The sequence below is a fragment of the Shigella sonnei genome, from assembly GCF_002950395.1.
Classification (GTDB): Bacteria; Pseudomonadota; Gammaproteobacteria; order Enterobacterales; family Enterobacteriaceae; genus ECMA0423.
This window is the reverse complement of record NZ_CP026802.1, coordinates 364,491-388,510: the sequence shown is the minus strand read 5'-3', so window position 1 is coordinate 388,510 and position 24,020 is coordinate 364,491. Positions and strand designations below refer to the sequence as shown.

General features: G+C 53.2%; 18 protein-coding genes, 1 tRNA gene and 7 pseudogenes. 4 read left to right on the top strand and 22 right to left on the bottom strand.

Features of this window, described 5'->3' with window-relative positions; all coding sequences use genetic code 11:
• Window positions 1–79 precede the first annotated feature (79 nt).
• Window positions 80–835 (bottom strand): phospholipid-binding lipoprotein MlaA, encoded by a 756-nt coding sequence (mlaA, locus tag C1P89_RS02155; protein ID WP_000776768.1) that lies wholly within the window; start codon window positions 833–835, stop codon window positions 80–82.
• A gap of 293 nt (window positions 836–1,128) precedes the next feature.
• Here mlaA and C1P89_RS02150 point away from each other — a divergent pair, with 293 nt between their 5' ends.
• The 3 genes from C1P89_RS02150 to intS all read left to right on the top strand — a co-directional run bounded on the left by C1P89_RS02150 (window position 1,129) and on the right by intS (window position 3,530).
• On the top strand, window positions 1,129–2,061 hold the full coding sequence (locus C1P89_RS02150; RefSeq protein ID WP_000368131.1) for a formate/nitrite transporter family protein: 933 nt from the start codon (window positions 1,129–1,131) through the stop codon (window positions 2,059–2,061).
• Between the two features lie 75 nt (window positions 2,062–2,136).
• Window positions 2,137–2,211, top strand: a tRNA-Arg gene (locus C1P89_RS02145).
• 161 nt (window positions 2,212–2,372) lie between these two features.
• Window positions 2,373–3,530: a prophage integrase IntS gene (gene intS / locus C1P89_RS02140; RefSeq protein WP_000958702.1), complete on the top strand. Its 1,158-nt coding sequence runs from the start codon at window positions 2,373–2,375 to the stop codon at window positions 3,528–3,530.
• On the opposite strand, the pseudogene C1P89_RS02135 reads toward intS, so the two are convergent.
• Window positions 3,530–3,676 (bottom strand): annotated as a pseudogene (locus tag C1P89_RS02135) (transposase); the annotation flags it as partial. The gene intS and the pseudogene C1P89_RS02135 overlap by 1 nt on opposite strands.
• Before the next feature lie 63 nt (window positions 3,677–3,739).
• Between C1P89_RS02135 and C1P89_RS02130 the strand changes: the two are divergent.
• Window positions 3,740–4,192 (top strand): annotated as a pseudogene (locus C1P89_RS02130) (integrase core domain-containing protein); the annotation flags it as partial.
• A 41-nt stretch (window positions 4,193–4,233) separates the two neighbouring features.
• Here the strand turns inward: C1P89_RS02130 and C1P89_RS02125 are convergent.
• The 20 genes and pseudogenes from C1P89_RS02125 to C1P89_RS02025 form a co-directional block, all read right to left on the bottom strand.
• Window positions 4,234–4,976: pseudogene (locus C1P89_RS02125) on the bottom strand (AraC family transcriptional regulator).
• 30 nt (window positions 4,977–5,006) lie between these two features.
• Window positions 5,007–5,704, bottom strand: a protein-coding gene (locus C1P89_RS02120; protein ID WP_094096600.1) for an IS1-like element IS1A family transposase whose coding sequence is annotated in 2 segments (ribosomal slippage) — window positions 5,007–5,455 and window positions 5,455–5,704 — 699 coding nt in all. Because the reading frame shifts where the segments join, the coding sequence is not laid out codon by codon here.
• Between the two features lie 804 nt (window positions 5,705–6,508).
• A pseudogene (locus C1P89_RS02115) lies at window positions 6,509–7,025 on the bottom strand (tail fiber assembly protein).
• Window positions 7,025–10,108, bottom strand: coding sequence for a phage tail protein (locus C1P89_RS02105; protein ID WP_000279141.1), 3,084 nt, complete (start codon window positions 10,106–10,108; stop codon window positions 7,025–7,027). Before C1P89_RS02105 ends, C1P89_RS02115 begins: the two are co-directional and overlap by 1 nt.
• Before the next feature lie 64 nt (window positions 10,109–10,172).
• Window positions 10,173–10,689 (bottom strand): annotated as a pseudogene (locus C1P89_RS02100) (Ail/Lom family outer membrane beta-barrel protein).
• Window positions 10,690–10,759: 70 nt separating this feature from the next.
• Window positions 10,760–14,256, bottom strand: a pseudogene (gene gpJ, locus C1P89_RS02095) (phage attachment tail tip protein J).
• Window positions 14,257–14,316: 60 nt separating this feature from the next.
• The gene (locus C1P89_RS02090; RefSeq protein ID WP_000847710.1) at window positions 14,317–14,889 is read right to left on the bottom strand and encodes a tail assembly protein; all 573 of its coding nucleotides are present in this window, start codon (window positions 14,887–14,889) and stop codon (window positions 14,317–14,319) included.
• Window positions 14,886–15,629: a C40 family peptidase gene (locus C1P89_RS02085; RefSeq protein ID WP_000140721.1), complete on the bottom strand. Its 744-nt coding sequence runs from the start codon at window positions 15,627–15,629 to the stop codon at window positions 14,886–14,888. Before C1P89_RS02085 ends, C1P89_RS02090 begins: the two co-directional genes overlap by 4 nt.
• Window positions 15,630–15,634: 5 nt before the next feature.
• Window positions 15,635–16,333, bottom strand: a complete 699-nt coding sequence (locus C1P89_RS02080; protein ID WP_001152570.1) for a phage minor tail protein L — start codon at window positions 16,331–16,333, stop codon at window positions 15,635–15,637.
• Window positions 16,333–16,662: a phage tail protein gene (locus C1P89_RS02075; RefSeq protein ID WP_000847341.1), complete on the bottom strand. Its 330-nt coding sequence runs from the start codon at window positions 16,660–16,662 to the stop codon at window positions 16,333–16,335. The genes C1P89_RS02080 and C1P89_RS02075 overlap by 1 nt, the downstream gene beginning before the upstream one ends.
• A pseudogene (locus C1P89_RS02070) lies at window positions 16,659–19,221 on the bottom strand (phage tail tape measure protein). Before C1P89_RS02070 ends, C1P89_RS02075 begins: the two are co-directional and overlap by 4 nt.
• Complete coding sequence (locus C1P89_RS02065; protein WP_000459480.1) at window positions 19,214–19,648, bottom strand: phage tail assembly protein T; 435 nt, start codon at window positions 19,646–19,648, stop codon at window positions 19,214–19,216. The pseudogene C1P89_RS02070 and the gene C1P89_RS02065 overlap by 8 nt, the downstream one beginning before the upstream one ends.
• Entirely contained in the window at window positions 19,630–20,052 is a 423-nt protein-coding gene (gene gpG, locus C1P89_RS02060; protein ID WP_000479185.1) for a phage tail assembly chaperone G, read from the bottom strand. Before gpG ends, C1P89_RS02065 begins: the two co-directional genes overlap by 19 nt.
• A 15-nt stretch (window positions 20,053–20,067) precedes the next feature.
• Window positions 20,068–20,808 carry a phage tail protein gene (locus tag C1P89_RS02055; RefSeq protein ID WP_001363846.1) on the bottom strand — a complete coding sequence of 247 codons (741 nt, stop codon included), beginning with the start codon at window positions 20,806–20,808 and terminating at the stop codon, window positions 20,068–20,070.
• Between the two features lie 7 nt (window positions 20,809–20,815).
• Entirely contained in the window at window positions 20,816–21,211 is a 396-nt protein-coding gene (locus tag C1P89_RS02050) for a phage minor tail U family protein (RefSeq protein ID WP_000683144.1), read from the bottom strand.
• A complete protein-coding gene (locus tag C1P89_RS02045) occupies window positions 21,208–21,786 on the bottom strand; it encodes a phage tail protein (protein WP_000975066.1) in 579 nt (192 codons plus the stop codon). Before C1P89_RS02045 ends, C1P89_RS02050 begins: the two co-directional genes overlap by 4 nt.
• Window positions 21,787–21,797: 11 nt before the next feature.
• Window positions 21,798–22,151, bottom strand: coding sequence for a head-tail joining protein (locus tag C1P89_RS02040; RefSeq protein WP_000753007.1), 354 nt, complete (start codon window positions 22,149–22,151; stop codon window positions 21,798–21,800).
• A gap of 11 nt (window positions 22,152–22,162) precedes the next feature.
• The gene (locus C1P89_RS02035; RefSeq protein ID WP_000158862.1) at window positions 22,163–22,561 is read right to left on the bottom strand and encodes a DNA-packaging protein FI; all 399 of its coding nucleotides are present in this window, start codon (window positions 22,559–22,561) and stop codon (window positions 22,163–22,165) included.
• A gap of 41 nt (window positions 22,562–22,602) precedes the next feature.
• Window positions 22,603–23,628: a major capsid protein gene (locus C1P89_RS02030; protein WP_000063272.1), complete on the bottom strand. Its 1,026-nt coding sequence runs from the start codon at window positions 23,626–23,628 to the stop codon at window positions 22,603–22,605.
• 55 nt (window positions 23,629–23,683) lie between these two features.
• Window positions 23,684–24,016, bottom strand: coding sequence for a head decoration protein (locus C1P89_RS02025; RefSeq protein WP_005136619.1), 333 nt, complete (start codon window positions 24,014–24,016; stop codon window positions 23,684–23,686).
• Window positions 24,017–24,020 lie beyond the last annotated feature (4 nt).

Here is a 24,020-nt window from a genome sequence, read left to right as displayed (position 1 = left end):
TTATCTCCTTTTACTTGTGGTAATTGAGGGATAACAACAAAAAAGGTGAGTTTTGCGACTCACCTTTTTTATTTGTTTCTTATTCAGAATCAATATCTTTTAAATCATCCTGAATCGCTTGTGCGTTCGGATTTTCCTGCGGTTTGAGTTCGCCGCCATTAGCGATGAAATCATGACGCTGGAAGTACGCTTCGCGCACCATAATATAAGGATCGGACGACTGACGCAGCAGACCATCGGAATCCAGCAGCTGAGCGCGGGTTTCGATCCCTTCAAGCGTCCATTTACCCACAGACATCGGCCAGGTCAGCCAGGAAAGAACCGGGTAAAGACCATCCGCCATATCACCACCGTCATCACGCAGCGTGAAGCTACCGTAGAACGGTAACTGAACGTAAGGCCCATAACCCACGCCATAATGACCAAGCGTACTACCGAAGCGGTGAGGTTCAGTCCGTTGCAGTTTCGGGTTCGCCATCCCTGCAACATCAATAAAGCCGCCCATCCCCAAAATGGTGTTCAGGAAAAAGCGGGTAAAGTGGACCATCCCCTGATAAGGGTCGCCCTGCAAGAAGTAGTTAACCATCACCGCAGGTTCTTCAAGGTTGCCAGTAAAGTTGCTCAAACCATTACGCGCCGGTTGCGGAACATAATCACGCCAGGCGACAGCGACCGGTCGAACAATATACGGGTCTAATACGTTGAAGTTGAAGTTGTACATGGTGCGGTTGAACCCTTCTAACGGGTCAGAACGCCCTTGCTGATCTGTACCGGAACTCGCACACCCCACCAGAAGCGTAGTTCCCAGAGCAAGCGCCGACAGGCGAAGCTTCATAAATGTCTCCCTGTTTTTTTATGGCTTATGCAGTTTGCCATCCATGACGGAACGATACCGTATCCGCCTGTTTAGGTGTGGGCGATTGTAACAGCACGTCAACTGATGTCCAGACGCCCTGATTTGCTGATTTGATCATAGCCTGGTAATCGCCGCCCTGTAGGCTACTTGATTCTATAGAAACAGAAAAAGGCAAACGCAGCCTTTTCTACATTTTCAGAGTAACTCCCGCCAGTTGCGAGCAAAAAAGCCGCTACGCTTTAGCTATACGTGCTAATTCAAGAGAAGAGACCATGGACAACGACAAAATTGATCAACACAGCGACGAAATTGAAGTTGAGAGCGAAGAAAAAGAGCGCGGCAAAAAAATAGAAATAGATGAAGACCGACTCCCCTCCCGGGCGATGGCAATTCATGAGCATATCCGCCAGGATGGTGAAAAAGAGCTGGAACGCGACGCAATGGCGCTACTGTGGTCAGCCATTGCGGCGGGTCTGTCGATGGGCGCTTCGTTACTGGCAAAAGGGATATTTCATGTCGAACTGGAAGGTGTGCCGGGCAGCTTCTTACTGGAGAATCTCGGTTATACCTTTGGTTTTATTATCGTCATAATGGCCCGCCAGCAATTATTTACCGAAAACACCGTGACTGCGGTACTACCCGTCATGCAAAAACCGACAATGAGCAACGTTGGCTTACTTATGCGGTTATGGGGAGTCGTGCTGCTGGGTAATATTCTCGGGACTGGTATTGCTGCGTGGGCATTTGAATATATGCCTATCTTCAATGAAGAAACTCGCGATGCATTTGTCAAAATCGGCATGGATGTGATGAAGAACACCCCCAGCGAGATGTTTGCCAACGCGATCATTTCCGGCTGGCTGATCGCCACTATGGTATGGATGTTTCCTGCAGCAGGTGCGGCAAAGATTGTGGTGATTATATTGATGACCTGGCTTATTGCCCTAGGTGACACCACCCATATCGTGGTCGGTTCTGTTGAAATCCTCTATCTGGTGTTTAACGGTACGCTGCACTGGAGCGATTTCATCTGGCCCTTCGCACTACCTACTTTAGCGGGGAACATCTGCGGCGGCACCTTTATCTTCGCGTTAATGAGTCATGCACAGATTCGTAACGACATGAGCAACAAGCGTAAAGCAGAAGCACGCCAAAAAGCAGAACGTGCGGAAAACATTAAGAAAAATGATAAAAACCCGGCATAAATGGCGAGGGTTTAAGCAATCAAGCGGCAGCGTACTTACCCCGCACTCCATTAGCGGGTATACTCATGCCGCATTGTCCTCTTAGTTAAATGGATATAACGAGCCCCTCCTAAGGGCTAATTGCAGGTTCGATTCCTGCAGGGGACACCATTTATCAGTTCGCTCCCATCCGTACCAGTCCGCAAAATCCCCTGAATATCAAGCCTTCCGTATATTCACGGTTCGTCATGGTTCGCGTCAGATCGTTGACAGCCGCACTCCATGACGGGTAAAAAGTGGATAAAATAATTTTACCCACCGGATTTTTACCCATGCTCACCGTTAAGCAGATTGAAGCAGCAAAGCCGAAAGAAAAACCATACCGCCTTCTCGATGGTAATGGCCTGTACCTTTATGTTCCTGTATCCGGGAAAAAGGTATGGCAGCTTCGCTACAAGATTGACGGTAAGGAGAAAATCCTGACCGTCGGAAAATATCCGCTTATGACTTTGCAGGAAGCAAGGGATAAGGCATGGACTGCGAGGAAAGACATCTCGGTTGGCATCGTTCCGGTAAAGGCGAAAAAGGCTTCGTCTAACAACAATTCATTTAGTGCGATTTACAAGGAATGGTACGAGCACAAGAAGCAAGTCTGGTCAGTAGGCTATGCAACTGAACTTGCCAAAATGTTTGATGACGACATTTTACCCATCATCGGCGGTCTTGAGATTCAGGATATTGAGCCGATGCAACTGCTGGAAGTAATCCGCAGATTTGAAGATCGCGGTGCAATGGAGCGAGCCAACAAAGCCCGCAGAAGATGCGGCGAGGTTTTTCGTTACGCTATTGTCACCGGAAGGGCTAAATATAACCCGGCACCTGACCTTGCAGACGCCATGAAAGGATACCGCAAGAAGAACTTCCCGTTCCTTCCAGCAGACCAGATGCCTGCATTCAACAAAGCACTGGCAACATTTTCAGGAAGTATCGTATCGCTCATTGCGACCAAAGTTTTACGCTACACAGCCCTAAGAACAAAAGAGCTTCGTTCCATGCTATGGAAGAACGTCGATTTTGAAAACAGGATTATCACCATCGACGCCAGTGTGATGAAGGGACGCAAAATTCATGTGGTCCCGATGTCAGACCAGGTGGTTGAACTTCTCACTACGCTAAGCTCAATCACCAAACCAGTCTCAGAGTTTGTTTTTGCCGGGCGCAACGATAAGAAGAAGCCAATCTGCGAGAACGCGGTATTGCTTGTGATCAAACAAATCGGCTATGAAGGTCTGGAAAGCGGTCACGGATTCAGGCATGAATTCAGCACGATTATGAACGAGCACGAATGGCCTGCTGACGCTATTGAAGTGCAGCTGGCACATGCCAACGGCGGATCTGTGCGCGGTATTTACAACCATGCTCAGTATCTCGATAAGCGCAGAGAAATGATGCAGTGGTGGGCGGATTGGCTTGATGAAAAAGTGGAGTAATCCGGACCGTACTTCTTTATCCAGGCATAAAGGCTGTGGGTAGTGATATCGAGACGTGTTGCAACGCTGGCAACAGAATAACCGCGATCAACAACCTGTTTGACTGCTTCAGTTTTAAACTCTTCGGGATAACGCTTACCGCTCATGGGCACCTCTCTTTAAGCCATCTTAAATGACTCTGAGGTGTCTGTTAAACCCGTGGCGATTCAAAACTGCGTGTTACGTTCGCCCTGGACTGTTGCGATCGTGAAGCCATAGACTGGGCCGCAAGCACGGGAGGTTACGATAAAGCGACAGTGCAGGATGTCATGTTAGGAGCGATAGAAAAACGCTTTGGCGATAAAGTACCGGAACAGTCCATCCAGTGGCTGACAGATAACGGTTCAGCGTATAGAGCGCATGAAACACGGCAGTTCGCCAGAGAGTTGAATCTGGAGCCCTGCACAACGGCAATCAGCAGTCCTCAGAGTAATGGAATGGCAGAAAGGTTCGTGAAAACGATGAAGGAAGACTACATCGCGTTCATGCCGAAACCGAATGTAAGAACGGCATTGCATAATCTTGCAGTGGCGATCGAACATTACAATGAAAACCATCCGCACAGTGCGCTGGGTTATCGCTCTCCGCGAGAATATCGACGTCAGCGGGTAACGTTAACTTAAGATACACCCCCTGTCTGGAAATAAGGGGGCAAGAACAATGATCAGATTCCCTGGTGAGTAAGAATTTTACTTTCTGAACTCCTCTGAGAGTATTGACTTGGAGAAACACCAAAATAACGTCTAAATACATAAGTAAAGTATGAGACACTGGCATAACCACAGACCTTAGCTACTTTACTAATAGGATAACAACGAGTGCTGAGTAAATATTCAGCCATTTGCATCCTCTCATCAAGTATGATCTTACTGAATGATACCCCCTCTTCTTTCAATTTCATCTTTAGTAAACTTTCGCTGAGATATAATCTTGATGATATATCCTTAAGACGCCATGGTGCAGATAAATCCGTATGAATAATCGTTTTAACTTTAGCCCTGTGCTTTTCAAACATCCAAACAGAAATACTCCAAATTGTTTTTCAGAAGAAAATGCAGAGAGACATGTAAAAGCAATAGACTCATCAAAAATTTCTATGTATTCAGCACAGTGATTAGCCCAACTAATTAATCCTTTAATTAAACTGAAGTCAGCAAAGTTTATTTTTAAATAAGATGGATATTCCCTACAATCAGAAATATCCCTTAAGTTATTAGCTTTCAAATAGCGACTAATAAACTCAGCGCCAAAATCCGCCACTATCACTCTTTCAGGATATGTCAGGAAAAAATCTCTAGAGCTAGAGTCGACAAGTACAGATGAACCTCTCTCCAGAAACACACTCTCTTTTCCGAAATAAACATCAAAGGACTCCAAAATCAATATAACTGAACATGTAGTTGCCATATCATCCACCCAATTGGTAATGACTCCAACTTATTGATAGTGTTTTATGTTCAGATAATGCCCGATGACTTTGTCATGCAGCTCCACCGATTTTGAGAACGACAGCGACTTCCGTCCCAGCCGTGCCAGGTGCTGCCTCAGATTCAGGTTATGCCGCTCAATTCGCTGCGTATATCGCTTGCTGATTACGTGCAGCTTTCCCTTCAGGCGGGATTCATACAGCGGCCAGCCATCCGTCATCCATATCACCACGTCAAAGGGTGACAGCAGGCTCATAAGACGCCCCAGCGTCGCCATAGTGCGTTCACCGAATACGTGCGCAACAACCGTCTTCCGGAGACTGTCATACGCGTAAAACAGCCAGCGCTGGCGCGATTTAGCCCCGACATAGCCCCACTGTTCGTCCATTTCCGCGCAGACGATGACGTCACTGCCCGGCTGTATGCGCGAGGTTACCGACTGCGGCCTGAGTTTTTTAAGTGACGTAAAATCGTGTTGAGGCCAACGCCCATAATGCGTGCTGTTGCCCGGCATCCAACGCCATTCATGGCCATATCAATGATTTTCTGGTGCGTACCGGGTTGAGAAGCGGTGTAAGTGAACTGCAGTTGCCATGTTTTACGGCAGTGAGAGCAGAGATAGCGCTGATGTCCGGCAGTGCTTTTGCCGTTACGCACCACCCCGTCAGTAGCTGAACAGGAGGGACAGCTGATAGAAACAGAAGCCACTGGAGCACCTCAAAAACACCATCATACACTAAATCAGTAAGTTGGCAGCATCACCAGCCTTCTTGAGGCTACCACCTGTTTTCAGGTGTCATTCAGACGTGATTTGCCCCAGATTGGGAAAGCACGCTTTTTTCTCAGCTATCGTCCTCTTATTTTGCCGTTACATTTCTTTTTGCACTCTAATGATTAATTTACAATAATAATATCGGTAATTATTGAGTAATAATAAATTGATTATTGCAAATGTAATTTAATTCCATCTTCGCGTTATATTCCAATCTTTAATCTCCGCATGGAACAAGTTGCATGCGTGACTATATTAAGACAACTTATAACCACCAAAACATTTGCTTTGCAAGCAAAAACAGTGACCATTGACTCTAAGAAAATTCCGATCTATTGTTAGGGTCATCAAAGTTACTTAACAGTATTCCGAAATGAAAATACAAAGCAAGCTAATTGTCTTATTAAACATTATTATTGCATTTATATTATTTGAGCTTTTAGCTCAAAAATTTGGTTTGAGTACATTATTTTAAAGCAAGATAAACAATATCGGGCACTCTAGTTTTTATAATTAACAATTAAACGTCCATAAAATGTTATTTACTTTTCTTCGCTATTGTCATATCTTAATATAGTGGCTTACGCCACTCTACTTTCATCACATTTTGTACGTTTATGTACTCGCCATGAAGCTCTTTCATGGCGATTTTTTATTCTTAATCCAAGAACATACTCCCTACCTATAGCAAAATCACTTTTTTAACAAAAGAATAACGTATTTAGGTAATCATTACGAATTTACCCTATAGGTGCTACTGGCCATTCAATATCCGGTGCAGTTGATGTATCAACACGGTTCAGCAACACCCGATACTTTTTCCAGGCTTCCAGCAACAAGGTTTCTTTCTCCGTTGCGATCTCCAGATCCACAGCATCCTGAAGCGGCGCTATATGCTCACTGGCTACCTGCATCAGGCTGTTTTTTGTTTCTTCCGCCTCCCGGATCCGGAACAGTTTTTCTGCTTCCGTATCCTTCACCCAGGCTGTGCCGTTCCACTTCTGAAACTCCCCTTCCGGGGATAACCAGGTGACATTTTCCGGTAATGAGCCGAGTTCAGAAATAAATAACGCGTCGCCGGAAGCCACGTCATAAACCGTTTTACCCCGATGATCTTCAACGAGATGCCACGATGTTTGCAGGCAGACCTGTATGAGGCGGAATATATGCGTCACCTTCACCAATAAATTCATTAGTTCCGGCCAGCAGGTTATAAATTTTTATGGTCCGTGCTTGTTCACTCATTCTGAATGCCATTATGCGAGCCTCACAATATAGTTAAATGCGATGTTTTTGACGGTGTTTTCCGCGTTACCAGCAGCGTTAACGGTGATGGTGTGTCCATGTGAACCAATCGCAACAGAGTGCGTATGAGCACCAATACCGACAGTATGCGCGTGTGCACCCGCAGATGCTGCTGTGCCGGACAGTGAGTGTGTATGGTTTCCTTCTGAAGATGATTTACCTACCCATTGGGAGGTGCCACTGGTTAATGAGCCACTGATACCAACCTGATTAGTCCCGCTAACTTGAGTACTCCCTGCCGGAAACATTCCAGTAGGTTGACTCCCGCTATTCGTTCTGGGCCCAGTCTGACTATGTTGGTGGGCCCCAGCTGAACTTGTAGAGCCGCTCAGACTGTGCGTATGCGCCCCGGTGTTATTCGTGGATTTAGTGCCGTAATCAAACGACGATGTGGTTTTCGTCCCCAAATCCGTACTGGATGCGCTGGCGCTGTGGGTGTGCGATTTAATGCCATCCTGTTCCTGAGACAATACGGCACGACCACTGGCGGGCTTGCCCTTAATCGTCCAGCCACGCATATCAGGGATCACGCCTGACGGATAAGCGGCTGCAAGTTTCGGGTAAGCAGATTTGTCAAAAGTCTGCCCCTGCATCAGGGCATAACCAGACGGAACGGTATCTGATGGCCACGGGATTGGTGCACCGACTGGATAAAACTCTGCAGGAGGATGAGCCGAGGTGTAAAGCTGCGCCCACGGCGACCAGTTTGCGTCGGTCGTATCCCGTCGTGAACGAATAAATGCCGGAGCATGAGCACCGCTTGTACCACTCCAGCCGATGAGTAACTCACCTTCGCCAACGGCTGTCATCCCTTTCAGGTGAATGATATTTCCATACGCTGTTGGATATCCGTTGTTATACACCTCGTATAACTCAAGACCTGCTGCCCCCTGCGTATTGTCTGTCAGCGCGGCTACCCGACCTTTTGAAGCCAGATTAACTGATGATACTGCTGTTCCACCTGACGGTAGCGCCCCGATCTCTGATGCCGTTGGCTTATTTCTGGAGTTATAGTCCCTTCGCCAGCCAGGTGAATAATCTGTTCCGTGATTAATATAGGTAAACTGGGCGTTGGTTGTTCCGCCACCGCTGGATGTGGTCGGAGTGGTAATGCGGATCGTCATCGCTGACTTTATCCCCATTACTTCAATGACAGCTCCGGCGAGATGAATATTACCGCAGCCAGTATCAGTAATGATTTTATTATTGCCATAAGACCAGGAACCCTTGCACATCCAGTATGGATGGTTAAATGCTCCCTGAGAATCCAGCCACTCGATAAACTGTGCAGTCGTCCAGTTTCCTGTTGTTGTGCTTACTGACCCACCGAAGGCACGGCAGGCACCAATATTTTTCGTAAAGGTGTCTTTGCCAGGGATATCCGCACCGTTCTGATCTTTCTGCAGACGTTTCTCAGCATTGTCATTGGCTGCTTTTACTGCCTTTGGCGTTGCCGCCAGCGTTTCAGACGTGCTGTTGGTCGCGCTGCTTAGCTGGATTATCCCTTTCTGTGCTGTCGTTGCATCCTGTGCGGTGTATTTCCCGTTAGCCAGGTCATACGCGGCCTTAACGGCTTTTGGTGTTGCCGCCAGTGACTCGGAAGTGCTGTTAGTCGCACTACTGAGCTGTACTATCCCCTTTTTCGTCGTGCTCGCATCCTCAAGCGCCACGGCGGATGCAATATCCTCTGCCCGTTTTGCCGCTGTCTCAGCGCGCGTTGCTGCAGATTCCGCCGTACTTTTGCTCTGAGCTGCTGCCGTCGCACTACCAGCAGCCTCTGTCGCCTTCGTGGATGCCGTCGTGGCGCTGCCCTTCGCTGCTGACGCCTGTCTGGTCGCCTCATCTTTTGAAGCAGACGCCGATGATGCCGATGACGCCGCCGAACTGGCGGACGATGCGGCAGCCGTTTTTGAGGATTCTGCACGGGTTTCCGACGCTTTCGCGTTCGTTTCGGATGTCTTCGCTGCGGAAGCTGACCTCGCTGCTGCCGTGGCCTGCTCAGTGGCTTCGCCAGCCTTCGTTGTGGCTGTTGAAGCGGATGATGCGGCGCTTTCTGCCGATTTTCCGGCGGCGGTGGCACTGGCTGAGGCCTGCCCGGCACTTGTTGACGCGGCGCTGGCAGACGACGCAGCCGCTGTTTTTGAGCCTGCCGCAGCTGAGGCACTCTGTCCCGCTGCCGTTTCAGAAGACCTGGCGTTCGTCTCGGACGTTTTGGCCGCCTTCGCAGAATTTGCAGCCGCCGTCGCCGAGGAAGCTGCGCTACTGGCGCTTGATGATGCGTTCGTTTCTGATGATTTTGCCGCCTCTTTTGAAGCCGACGCATCCCGGGCTGAGGTGGCAGCTTCTGACGCTTTCGTGGTCGCGGTGGATGCAGAAGTGGCTGCTGATTGTTGTGACGCTGCCGCATTCGTTTCTAACGTTTTCGCCGCACCGGCACTGGTAGCCGCCGCGCTTTTTGAGGACTCTGCAGCGGCAGCACTTTTTGAGGCTTCAGTGGCCTTTGTTGATGCCGTTCCTGCGCTGGAAGACGCTGACTGAGCCGACGAAGCGGCCTGTCCGGCTGACGTGCTGGCTGCACGTGCTGAATCTGCAGCATCAGTCGCATGGGTTGCCGCCTCACGGGCTGATGTGCTGGCATCGCTGGCTGATTTCTTCGCGGCTGCCGTGTTCTGTGCCACCGCGGACGCGTTACGCGCCACCTCTTCCACCATCAGCTCAAAACGGCGCAGTGCCTCCGGACGGGCATCATCCTCCGTCATGGCACCGAGAAAATCATTCAGCGTACCGGGTCGGGAATCTTCATACACGGTGATGGTCCCGGCATGTGACGGCGGGAATCCTTCCACCAACAGAATAACGCTGTACTGACCGTACTCAACGTCCATGCTGTAACGCCCGGCTTCATCCGGATTTTCTGAGGCCAGCGTGTTCACCACCACCGTGGTGCTGTTACGTTTTGCTTTCAGCTGGATTGTGCAGTTCTGTACCGGTTTTCCTGTGCCGTCTTTCAGTACACCTGAAATCTTTACTGCCATATTCACCCCACAAAAAAGCCCGCCTGAACCGGCGGGCTGTCATAACACTGTGTTACCTGGCTAATCAGAATTTATAACCGACACCCACGATGAAACCGTCAGTGCGCCAGAGACGTGTTGCTGTGGCGACCGTCATCACTTCCGGTCAGCACATCGTGCGTTTTCCCCTTATTGTCAGTTACGCGGATATAATCCCCGGAAAAAGTCGACACACGGCTGTAAGCCACACCCGCCATCGCATACGCGCTGAACCATTCATTCACGCGCACAGACGGCCCCGCCATCACGCTGAACCAGCGGTTACGCACGGAATCTTCATGCCAGCGGGTATCGCTGTAACGGGTCAGCTGGCGATTCTTGTCTCCTGCATAGCTGAATGACGTCACCAGCCCCAGCGTATCCGTAAACTCATAACGGTATTTCACGTTAATCCCGTTCAGATCATCACTGCCGGGAACGTTGGTCCGGGCATGAAGATACCCCGCGCTCAGCGTGGACTGATGTTCAGACGCCCATGCAGGCGCACCGGATACGGCCAGGCAAATGGCTGCGGACAAAATGGCTGCACAAACTTTACGCATAATTACCTCTCGCTTTTCTGCAATAAAAAAGGCGTCATTCCTGACGCCATTTATTGGGGTTATAAATATTTCAACGAATACTGATGCCGGAAGCCGCTTTTTTGGTCACAATCACCGTACAGTCGGTGATATTGCCTGCCCCCTGATTGCCTTTCTGGAAAATCTTAAACTCCAGAGTGACGCTACCACCACCACTAGGCATATCAATAACTGCACTGTAACTACCGGGAATGGCACCTTTAGTTTCTCTGGATGCGATTAATACGCCGTTTTTGCGAACTTCAAAACCATAACCCGTGTATCGCGTGCCTCCTGGGTTATTTCCGCTCCCCGGATCGTCATACGCTATACCGTTAAAAATAATGGGCGGAATAATAATCTGGCGGTCAAAGTTATGATCATCGCTTATGGTGACTGTAACCGTCCCGTTTGGTGTTTCCGTGTTACCCCACGTACCAGCCTGTTTCGGAAATGATTTGGATACAGCTTTAACGAAGTCACCTCTGACCTGAGTCGCCTCCAGCATGCCCTTAATCGTACAGTTTTCATTTACCGTGACATTGTTGAGCGTCCCGGCGTTCGCATTCACACTGCCACTGATATCCGCATTTTTAGCGGTCAGCTTTCCGTCCGGAGTCAGGGAAAATGCCGATGGATTTCCACCGCTGGTAATGGTGGGGGCCGTCAGGCGTTTCAGGAACACGTCGTTCATGAATATCTGATCGCCCTGACCAACAAACATCGGTTTTGTGTTGCCATTCGCAGGATTAACCATCGCAATCCTGTCCGCCGCCAGCAGCACCTGACTCTGCATGCCGTCAGGGGTGTTCTCAATACCGGCACCAATACCCGCGATATAAAGGCGTCCGTCCTGCATCTGCTGCAGCTTCACAGCCCACATGCTGTTCAGGTTATTATTTGTATCAACCTGAACCTTCTGTATCTGCTGAATTGCCGCACTCTGGTCTTCCAGTTTCTTATTGACGGTCTGCGTGATTTCATTGCTGACATCCGTAATGGACGTCCTGATTTCAGCCAGGTCAGGCGCAAGCTGACCGTTATCAATCTGCGTCCACAGCTCCTGAGCCAGATGGGTTTTCCCTATCTCGCCTTTGAAAAAATCCAGATAACCGGATGCATCATCACTCGGCTGACCAACAGCCTCCACGAATGCCGATTTGCCAACGGTGTTCACACTGCGGATATAAAAGTAATAATCATGGCCCGGTTTGATATTGATACTGGCGGCTATCCAGTACAGCGCCGTGCCAAGATAGCGTGCTGTGGTTTCAACCTGCCTGATATCCGCAATCCGCTTTTCCGAGAACCAGAACTCAAACTGTACCGTCGGATCATAAACCGCAAGATGCGGCGTGGCGGTTATCTGAAAATAGCCCGGCGTCAGCTCAATCCGCGACAGCGCTGCCGGTGCGGCAATCCGGAACGATACCGACGCCGGATCGCCCTGCTGCCCCACGCATTTACTGCCCGGACTGTCAGCCTGTAGTTCCCCAGCGCCAGTTGTGTGAAGCGGTAAGTGGTTTCCGTCGTCCGGGCCGTGCTGACCAGCCGCTCACTGCCGTCATCCGCTGTTACGGTCAGACGGAGCAGGAAGCTCACGCCCTTCACCACCTTCGGCGTGTCCCAGCGCGCCAGCACCTGATATTCCCCGCTGTCTGCGGTGACTTCGGCAGTCAGGTGCTGCACCGCTGGCGGCGTGACACCATTCACCGTGCCGCTCTGGTCGCCGTCAAAGTGCGCCCCGTTATCCACGATGGCTTCTTTTTCCGGCACATGCTGCACGGCGGTGATGGCATACGTGCCGTCGTCGTTCTCACGGATACTCACGCAGCGGAACAATCGCTGGTGCAGCGTCGGCAGCTTCAGCCCCCACACGCTGTATTCAGCAACACCGTCAGGAACACGGCTCACTTTTACCTTCACGCCGTCGGTGACGGACTGGACCTCCACGCTGACCGGATTCCCCTGCCCGTCAACCAGGCTTATCAGCGTGGTGCCGGAGGATGGCAGCGTGATTTCACGGTCGAGCGTCAGCGTCCGGGTCTGGCTGTTCACCGCCAGCACGCGCCCGCCGGTGCGGATACCGGCATAGTCATCATCGCAGATTTCAATGACATCGCCCGGTACATGACGAAGCCCTTCAGCACCCACGCTGAAATCCACGGTCTGCGTCTCCAGCAGTTCCGTTTTAATCAGCCACAGCCCGGCGCGGTGTGCCTGCCCCCGGCTGGTACAGCCAAAGGCATCCATCTTCGTGACGTTACGACCGTAACGGACAATGGCCTGCGTATCCTCCACAAGCTCTGTCGCCGTCTCCCAGCCGTTATCCGGGTCAATCCAGTTCACCTCAACGGCATTATGGCGGTCTTTCAGGGCGCTGAAACTGTAGCGGAACGGCGCGCCATCATCCGGCATCACCACATTACTGCGGTTATAGGCCCACACCTTATCCGACTGTCGGTCCTGCACGAACGTCAGCGTCTGCCCGTTCCATACCGGCATACAGCGCATCGCCGAGCAGAAATCACTGAGCACATCCCACGCCTTGCGCTGTGTGGTCAGCCAGGCATTACAGGTGATGCGCGGCTCCGTGCTGCCAAAGCCGTCCGGCACCGACTGGTCACAGTACTGGCCGATGACATACAGCGCCCATTTATCCACATCTGCCGCACCAAGACGTTTCCCCATGCCATAGCGCGGATGGGTCAGCATATCCCACAGACACCAGGCCATGTTGTTGCTGTATGCCGGTTTTAACGTTCCGTCCCAGATACCGCTGTATTGCCGCGTCTGCGGATTATAGTTCGACGGCACCTGCAGAATGCGCCCGCGAAGATGATAATTACGGCTCACCTGCTGGCTGCCGAACTGCTCCGAATCCACCTGTACGCCGACCAGTGCCGTGTTCGGGTAGCACTGTTTCACATCGATGATTTCGGTGTATGACGACCAGAGCGTTTTGTTCTGCAGCTGGTCTGTGGTGCTGTCCGGCGTCATTCTGCGCATCCGGATATTAAACGGGCGCGGCGGCAGGTTATCCACCACCACCGAGGCCAGATACTGCGAGGTGGTTTTGCCCTTAATGGTGATGTCTTTTTCCGTCACCCAGCCACCGTTACGCTGTATCTGAACCAGCAGGCGAACTTCAGACGGATTCCTGTCTCCCTTTGAGGTGGTTTCCACCAGTGCCTGTACACCGAAGGTAAAACGCAGTCGGTCAATGTTTGCCGACGTGATGGTCCGGGTGATCGGCGTGTCATATTTCACTTCCGTACCCAGCACCGTCTCGGAGCCGGAGGATTCAAATCCCTCCGGCGGTGACTGCTCCTGCTCACCTGCCCGGAACACCACCGTGACGCCGGAGATGTTGGTATTCCCCTCACTGTCCAGCACCGGCGTACTGTTCAGCAGCACGCTTTTTAATCCATCCACCGGACCTTCAACCGGCCCTTCGCTGATGGCATCGATCACACTCAGCAGCTGCGTGGACTTCAGGTTGTCCTTCGCTTCGCGCGGGGTATGCCCCTTACTGCTGCCTTTACCCATTCGTCATGCTCCATAAACGATAAAACCGCCCGGAGGCGATTTCACATAAAACATTTTGCATCAGCGACCAATCACCACAACCTGACCACCGTCCCCTTCGTCTGCCGTGCTGATCTCCTGAGATACCACACGTGACCCCACGCGCATTTCACCATACAGAACAGGCATAACATTGCCCTGGGCAACCATGTTATCCAGTGAGGAGAAATAGATGTTCTGCTTACCGTTATCCGTTGTCTGTGTGCGGGGAGTTCTGGCTTTCGGTGCCAGCATCTGAGCCACACCGCCGAGCACCATACTGGCACCGAGAGAAAACAGAATGCCGGTCATACCACCGGCACCAATGGCAGCCCCCCATGCTGCAAGGGTGGCTCCGGCGGTAAAGAATGATCCGGCAATGGCGGCTGCTCCCAGGACAATCTGGAATACACCACCTGACTTGGCCCCGGCGACTCTGGGAACAATATGAATCACAGCGCCGTCAGGCAGAGCCTCATGTAACTGCGCCGTTAATCCGGACGTGCTAACATCCTGCCCGGCAATACGCACCTGATACCAGCCGTCGCTCAGCTTCTGACGAAACGCAGGGAGCTGTGTGGCCATCGCCCGGATGGCTTCGGCACCCGTTTTCACACGAAGGTCGATGCGGCGGCCAAATCGTTGCAAATCCCCGTAAAGGCAGATGCGTGCCATGCCCGGTGACGCCAGAGGGAGTGTGTGCGTCGCTGCCATTTGTCGGTATACCTCTCTCGTTTGCTCAGTTGTTCAGGAATATGGTGCAGCAGCTCGCCGTCACCACAGTAAATGGCGGCATGATTCGGCACCGATGAACCAAAACAGCACAGCAGCACATCGCCCGGCTGCGCCGCTGACAACGGCACCTGATACAGCCCTGTGGCCTCCAGATTATCCAGATAGAGATTCTGACCGTGACGCCACCAGTCATCCTCACGATGAAAATCCGGCATCTCAATCCCCGCCAGATGGTAAGCATCCCGGAACAGCGTGTAACAGTCCGTCACCCCGTGCTCAAAGCGCCGCCCGGTAAGATGTGGCACACAGCGGAACTTGTGAATCGCCCCCCGGCAGACCAGCCACCACGGCAAATCACTCTGCACCTGCAGCCGCCGGTCGGCCTCACTCAGCCAGGGCAGACCACCGGGGTGGCTGTGGACCAGTGCCACAATCTCACCCTGCATCTCTGCCTGCAGCCAGTCTTCCGGCGACATACGGAAATACGCCTCCGGCTCACCGGAGATATTCACGCAGGGGAAATATCTTTCCCCCTCCGGCGTTCTTACCACGAAGCCGCACGACTCCGCTGGAGCACATCGCCGGGCGTGCGCCAGAATCGCTGATTCTGTCTCTGTCATGGGATTTACTGCGAAAGTTTGTTAATGGAAAGGAAGCCGCCAAAGTTGCCGACGTTATTGCGAAACTTACAGCCACTCAGGCATTTGCTGCATTTATCCTTCGTGATGTCGGACGTTGGCTGGTCATATTCATCCGCGACCGCCGGACCGTGATAACCGCACTCATCGCCGCGATAGGTCCAGGTGCAGGTGTTGGCCAGCATGATACGTCCCGGAAAAACAGCGCCATCTGTTTCCGTCGGCGTGGACAGTACAAAAGAGGCACTCACCGCGCTCAGTTCGCTGCACTGCTCAATGCGCCAGCGGCTGATCACCTCCTGCTCCGGATCGGCGTCACTGTTTCCGTTGACGAAGTTCACCGCATCCAGAAAACGGGCGTAAACCTTACGCCGGACCACCGTTCCGCCGACCAGACTCTGTAGATCTTCCGCCATCCCGGTGACCATACCGTACAGGTTAGAAACCATCAGCGTGGGGCGCGTACTGGTGCCTTTGCCATTCAGTTCAAAACCACTCCCCTGAATGGGATACGGCTGATACTGTCGCCCCTGCCAGGTGACCGGCTCACCTTTTTCGTTCTGCTCATTACAGAAAAAATAACGTTCTCCACCGACCTCTGTCAGATCGATTTCCCAGAGCACCACGCTGGCCGACTGCTCCGCACGGGTGCATTCATTCAGTGTTTCCTGCCGGATATCCTGCATCAGTTCACCACCTGTTCAAACTCTGCGCTGAACTCAACACGCAGCATACTGACCCGCGACGACCATTTTGCGCAGGTCACCTTTATCTGCCGCCACTCATAAGGCGGCGTCCACAGAAAGGCTTTCCAGCCCCCGTGCTCTTCCAGAAACGACTCCAGTACCATGGCCTCCTCACGGGGGACAGAAAGCGTCACGCTGTACGTTTTCAGGTTGGCATTCAGCCCGGCAGGCGCTCGCTGGGAATAGCCATCACCAAAGCGCACCTTTCTTACAGAAGGGGCCGAAGCCACATCCATACCGGGTTTCACTTTCCAGCGGAAGGTTTTCATCGTCCACCTCCGGAGAACAGGCCACCATCACGCATCTGTGTCTGAATTTCATCACGGGCACCCTTGCGGGCCATGTCATACACGGCCTTCATCATCTGTGGACCTGGCAGACCATTCGTACCGTCGTTCTGAATCACCACGTGATTGTTCTGATTAAAATTAATGCCTTCAGCCCGCCGCATCTGCGCCGGACTTCCGGCACCGCCCACATAACCACCTTCCGCATAGCCGCGCATCAGCCGGTAGAGATTCCCCACGCCAATCCGGCTGGTTGCCTCCTTCGTGAAGACAAATTCACCACGGTGAACAATCCCCGCTGGCTCATATTTGCCGCCGGTTCCCGTAAATCCCCCGGTTGCAAAATGGAATTTCGCCGCAGCGGCCTGAATGGCTGTACCACCTGACGCGGATGCGCCGCCACCAACAGCCCCGCCAATGGCGCTGCCGATACTCCCGACAATCCCCACCATTGCCTGCTTAAGCAGAATTTCTGTCATCATGGACAGCACGGAGCGGGTGAAGCTGCGCCAGTTCTGTTCACTGCCGGTCAGCATCGCCGCCATATTCTGTGCAATACCATCAAAGGTCTGCGTGGCTGCACTTTTAACCTGTGACATACTGTCCGTGGCGCTCTCTTCCCACTCACTCCAGCCGGACTTCAGGCCTGCCATCCAGCTCCCGCGAAGCTGGTCTTCAGCCGCCCAGGTCTTTTTCTGCTCTGACATGACGTTATTCAGCGCCAGAGGATTATCGCCATACTGTTCCTTCAGGCGCTGTTCCGTGGCTTCCCGCGCTGCCTGCCGGTCAGTCAGCCCCCGGTTTTTCGCATCAATGGCTGCCCGTTTTGCCCGTTGCTGCTGTGCGAATTTATCCGCCTGCTGCGCCAGCGCATTCAGGTGCTCCTGATACGTAACCTTGTCACCAAGTGCAGCCAGCTGGCGTTTGTACTCCAGCGTCTCGTCTTTATGCGCCAGCAGGGATTTCTCCTGTGCGGACAGCTGGCGACGTTGTGCCGCCTCCTCCAGTACCGCGAACTGACTTTCTGCCTTCCACAAATCCCGGCGCTGCTGGCTGATTTTCTCATTCGCTCCGGCATGCTTCTCCAGCGTCCGGAGTTCTGCCTGAAGCGTCAGCAGGGCCGCATGAGCACTGTCTTCCTGACGATCGCCCGCATACACCTTCACGCCGGACTGTTTCGGCTTTTTCAGCGTCGCTTCATAATCCTTTTTCGCCGCCGCCATCAGCGTGTTGTAATCTGCCTGCAGGATTTTTCCGTCTTTCAGTGCCTTGTTCAGTTCTTCCTGACGGGCGGTATATTTCTCCAGCGGCGTCTGCAGCCGTTCGTAAGCCTTCTGCGCCTCTTCGGTATATTTCAGCCGTGACGCTTCGGTATCGCTCTGCTGCTGCGCATTTTTGTCCTGTTGACGCTGTTGATCTACCCTCTTTTGGGCTGCATCCCGCTCCAGGCGTTTTTTTTTCACGATCATCCCAGTAACGCGCCCGTGCTTCATCGTTAACGAAATAATCATCCTTGCGCAGATTCCAGATGTCGTCTGCTTTCTTAAACGCAGCCTCTGCCTTAATCAGCATCTCCTGCGCGGTATCAGGACGACCAATATCCAGCACCGCATCCCACATGGATTTGAATGCACGTGCAGTCCTGTCTGCCCAGGTCTCCAGCGTGCCCATGTTCTCTTTCAGGCGGCGGGTCTGGTCATCAAACCCTTTCGTTGCGGCCTCGTTCGCCGCCTGCAATGCCCCGGCTTCATCGCCGGAACGCTGCAACTGAGCAACATACGCAATCTGCTCCGCCGTCACGTTATGGAACTGGCGTGCCATCGCCGTCAGCCCCGACGTCGGGTCTGTGGTCAGCTTCCCGAAGGCTTCAGCGACCTTGTCCACCTCCACGCCGGATGCAGAGGAGAAACGCGCCACACTCTGGCTGATGGACGCAATCTGAGCCTCACCGCTTACCCCCGCCTTAACCAGTGCGCTGAGTGACTCGCTGGTCTGGTTAAACGTCAGCCCTGCCGCCTGCCCGGCTCTGGACAGGACCAGCATACGATCTGCCGTCAGTCCCGCCTGATTACCGGAAAGGACCAGCGTTTTGTTGAAATCGGACAGGGTTGAGTTGCCCTGATACCAGGCATACGCCAGCGCACCGGTCGCCACCGCCAGCGAGGTGGCCCCCACCATCGGCAGGGTGATCGCGCCGGCAAGCCCCCTGAACATGGGGATCATCCCGCCGAAGGAGTCCTTAACCTGACCACCCTGTTGCAGCAGGATCAGCCAGGGATTCTGCCCCCCTGCAAGCTGCGTGGCCACGTCGGTGAACTGTGCAGGCAGCATACGCATGGCGGCTTTATACTGCCCGACGGAAATCCCCGCTTTCTGTGCAGCCAGCGCCTGTCGGCTCAGCGACTGTTCAACGACTGCCGCTGTTTTTTTCGCATCACTTTCCGTACCGGAAAAATGACGCCTGACTCTGGCCATCTGCTCGTCAAATCTGGCCGCATCCAGACTCAAATCAACGACCAGATCGCCTACCGGTTCAGCCATACCGGACTCCTCCTGCGATCCCTTCTGATACTGTCATCAGCATTACGTCATCCTCCGTCATGTCCGCCACATCCGGGGAAGCGGGGATAACTTCATTCCCGTCCGGGCCAAAGCGGACACCTCCGGCAAGCCCTGCCGCTTTCTGCATCAGCACATCATCTTCAGGCTCTTCGTCAGCCTCGCGCCGGTTCAGCAGACTGAAATCCAGCGGATGCATCTCCGGATCGCTGAAAAACAGGCTGAGCACGGTGTACGTCAGCCCGGAAAAGTGCATATCCAGCAGAACATCATGAAAATAATGGGTACTGTAAAAGCGGTGCCAGTCGGCATACTCCGTGGATGACATCCCGGCAAGCATGGCGCGCCAGTCGGGTCGCCCCATCTCACGCGCCAGTTTCAGGGCAAAACTCAGCTCACCGTCGAACACTTTCCCGCAGAAACAGGCTCTGCAGGCCCGGCGTCCTCTGCCTGTTCAGGAGCATCATTCACCACAAACTCATACATACCGGACAGCCGGTACACCACGTTTTCAGCATGAGAAATTGCCTCTGTGGGCCAGGTGGTAAGCACTTCCTGCTCAATCTGTTTAACGGCTTCATTCATGGACGGCATCTGCGTCTTCTTCGGATGGTTATGCCACAGGGACATCGCAACCACAAAAGCGCCGGTTCTGATGGCGTCTTCCACAGTAAACTTCCGGTTGCTGTCTGACTCCGCCTGTTCTGCCTGCCGTTTCATCAGGTCGAGATGCTCAATACGCTGCAGGGCTGACAGTTCAGAAAGCGTGACGGTCACACCGTTATGTTCAAATGATTCGGTTTTCAGGAACATCGCTGACTCTCCGGATTAACTGGCGGTGACGTTGATTTCTGCAACCGCAGCAAACTCACCATTACCAGATACGACCGGAATGTTGACCTTGCCTGCAGCAACACCTTTCACGGTGATGGTCATACCACTGACCGACACGGTGGCTTTTGTTTTATCCGCAGACACCGCACGGAAGCTCTTGTCGGTTGCGCCATCCGGCTGGAATGCCACGGTCAGCGTGGTGCTCTGCCCTTTCACTACGGAAGCACTGGCGGGTGTCACCGTCATGCCGGTCGTCGCCGTCACCGTGCTGCGATCTTCTGCCATCGACGGACGTCCCACATTGGTGACCTTCACCGTGCGGGTAATCACCTCCTTCGCCGTCACCGCCTTACCGATACTGCTGACCCAGCCACGGAACACATCGACCGTGCCGTTCGGGAAGCGGATTTTATAGGCACGGGTATCACCTTCATTAAACCACGCCAGCAGCGCCTGCTGCCCCTGCTCTCCGGGCATCCACGCCAGCGTGAAGCTGGTATCTCCGGCAGATTTCTGCCCCTGCCCGGTCGCAGTCCAGTCTGCATCTTCATCATCGAGATAGCTGTCGTCATAGGACTCAGCGGTCAGTTCGCCGGGCGTCAGGTCTTTAACTTTTGCCAGACGCGACCAGTCAACGTCTGAAAGCGGGTTCGCATAAGGGTCACCGCTCCCCTTATAAACCCACAGGGTGGTCCCGGCACCTTTCACCGGCATTGTAGGATTTGGTACAGGCATAGCGTCCTCACATTTCATAGATAATGACATAAGTCAGATCGGCTGAACTCCACAGGCCCGCATCATCGTCGCGCCGGTAGTCATAGCCGCTGGCCACCATACTGGTGATCAAATCTGACAGTGCCGGGATATCGCTCATCACCGGATAAATCCGGGACTCCATCCACGAATCCAGCTCTGAATCCGGCACCTGAGCAGGCAGGAAAACTTCAATATGCAGCTCCGCCTGCCAGGTATCGCTGTCCAGCTCTTCGCCCGTGTATTCAGCGCCGGTGAGATAAACGGCAATTGCCGGAAAATCTTCCTCATCAAAAACAGCGGGGCGACCATCAAAAAGCGTCGCCCCGGTGTCATGCTTCTCCAGTGCATCCAGTACGGCTGCACGGAGTTCAGTATGTTTCATCGCTTTATTACCATTCTCAGTTGATGCTGCAGCGCATAGCCCAGCTCTTTCGGAAGACGTTCACGCCGTATCCGTTCAATATTCTGTTTAAACGCCGTGGTCAGCGGCACCGCCATCGGGATTTTCACCACATCAATGGGGTAACGGTTTTTCCCGGCCACACGCTGCATAACATGCCACCGGCCGTTTTTCAGTTGCTGAATAAACGCGCCGGGAATACGACGGTTACCCACCACAAGCACGCTGCCGCCACCTTTCAGGGATGAACGCTGCCCCTTTTTATGACGCCTGCGGCGGGACAGGACAACCCGCGCATTACCCAGCTTGATTACGGGCAAATCCCCCCGGTTAACTTTGATTCTGGCCTGCGGATTTTTGACCGTGGCCCTTTTCAGCCTGGCCCTTTCCTTTACCAGTTTCCGGCGTACCTTTGTCTCACGGGCAACCTGTGACGCAGACTGCGATATCGCGGATGAAGCAACGCGGTTAATGGCCATTGCGGCGGCACCGGGCACCGCCGTTTTGCTGATACGGCTGAGGTTTTCAACGGCCTGCTCAAGACCTTTTATGGCCATACATCCCCCTTTCAGCGGCGACGGTTAACGGCAGGCGGTACGCCCCGTCCAAGCCAGAGATGACAACTTCCGCCATCATCCGGCGAAACCCGATCTACCCAGAAATTTTCCTCACCGATGGTCAGCGTGTCTCCACGCCGCAGCTGCCGCACCTCATCAGTCCGGACAAACAGGGACGGGCTGGAGCCTTCAACGCGCACGCCCTGTCCGGCATAGCTGATATTTTCAGGGTCATCAAAAACACCACGTATCACCGCACCTGACTGCTCACCGGATGTCATGGTGGCTGACGTTCCCATGTACCCGCGTATCGTTTCATCGGCGCGGGCAATGGCAGCATCGAACAGGTTATCGAAATCAGCCACAGCGCCTCCCGTTATTGCATTCTGGCCAGGCCGCGCTCTGTCATTTCGGCTGCCACACCGGCAGAGACACGAAACGCCGTTCCCGGCAGCACAAATGCCACAGGTTTATCCCGCGTGGCGTGAAGTGCATCAGTATGCAGCGTCACCAGTGCCACGACCGTGACCAGTTCAGCCGTATCCTGAATCACGGTATCCGGCTGCGCTGATACCACCTCATTTTCATGCCCGGTCAGCACATTTTCCCGGCTGAGAGGGGTGTCCTGACCGGCAGTTTCATCCGTGTCATCAAGCTCTTCTTCCAGCTCTGCCACACGAAGCGCCAGTTCTTCTTTCGTTCCCGTCAAACTGACATCGCGGTTCAATTGCTCACCCAGCTCCTGAAGACGGGCAATCAGTTCATCTTTCGTCATGAACTCCTCCACAGAGAGAAAATGGCCCCGAAGGGCCATGATTACGCCAGTTGAACGGACACGAACTCATCAGGATCAGCCAGCAGCATCAGCGGTGCTGACTGAATCATGGTGAACTCACGCGCCGGATCGCCGGTGGTCACCCAGTTTTTCGGGTAACGGGCAGAGGCGTTAATGCCTTCGCGCTGTGCGTCCGCATCCTGAATGCAGCCATAGGTGCGCAGACCGCGAGCCTGAGTGTTCCCCAGCACCATCGTGTTGTCCGGCAGGAAGTTCTTTTTGACGCCGTTTTCCACGTACTGTCCGGAATACACGACGATGGCCACATCGCCATACATTCCCTTATAGGACACCGCTTTGCCCAGGTCTTTTACCGCTGTCTCCAGCTCGGAATGAGAGCCGCGACGGGTATCCAGCTTCTCCTTGACGGCTTTGAAGGAACGGAACAGCGCCCAGCCTTTCGGGTCAAACACGATGATATTCACCACACCGCTGGCGTTCAGCGCGTAGGCTTCGATATCGTCGGTCGGGTCATACGTGGACTTGTCACGCTTGCTCCACTCCGTGACGCCGGACTGTGTGATGTTGTTCGCCGCACTGCGGCCCATATCCACCTCAACCGGATCGAAGGCTTCACCGGTCATGGTGTATTTGCCCTTGAGCACGGCAGAAACTGCCTGCATCTCTTCGACCTGAGCAATGGCCAGCTCTTCGTCACGCATGTTCTGCATGATGATGCGACGGCGGCGGTAAGCCGGGTCCGCCAGATTCTGCGGATCTTCATCCGGCAGGCGACGCAGGGTCATCTGCGGATTCACCTCATGCTTGGGTTTGACATATCCCGGCGTAAATTCAGAGGTGGAGCCGCCACGGGAACGGATAACCTCACCGGAAACAATCGGCGAAACGTACAGCGCCATGTTTACCAGTCCCGGAATTTGTGAGAGATAGACTTTCTCCGTAGTGAAGGGATAGCTCTCACGGAAAAAGAGACGCAGAAACAGCGGATCAAACTTAAATTTCTGCTCATTTGCCGCCAGCAGCTGGGCGGTTGTGTACATCGACATAAAAAAATCCCGTAAAAAAAGCCGCACAGGCGGCCTTTAGTGATGAAGGGTAAAGTTAAACGATGCTGATTGCCGTTCCGGCAAACACGGTCCGTTTTTTCGTCTCGTCGCTGGCAGCCTCCGGCCAGAGCACATCCTCATAACGGAACGTGCCGGACTTGTAGAACGTCAGTGTGGTGCTGGTCTGGTCAGCAGCAACCGCAAGAATGCCAACGGCAGCACCGTCGGTGGTGCCATCCCACGCAACCAGCTTACGGGTGGAGGTGTCCAGCATCAGCGGGGTCATTGCAGGCGCTTTCGCACTCAATCCGCCGGGCGCGGTTGCGGTATGAGCCGGGTCACTATTGCCCAGCGGCTGGTAATGGGTAAAGGTTTCTTTGCTCGTCATAAAC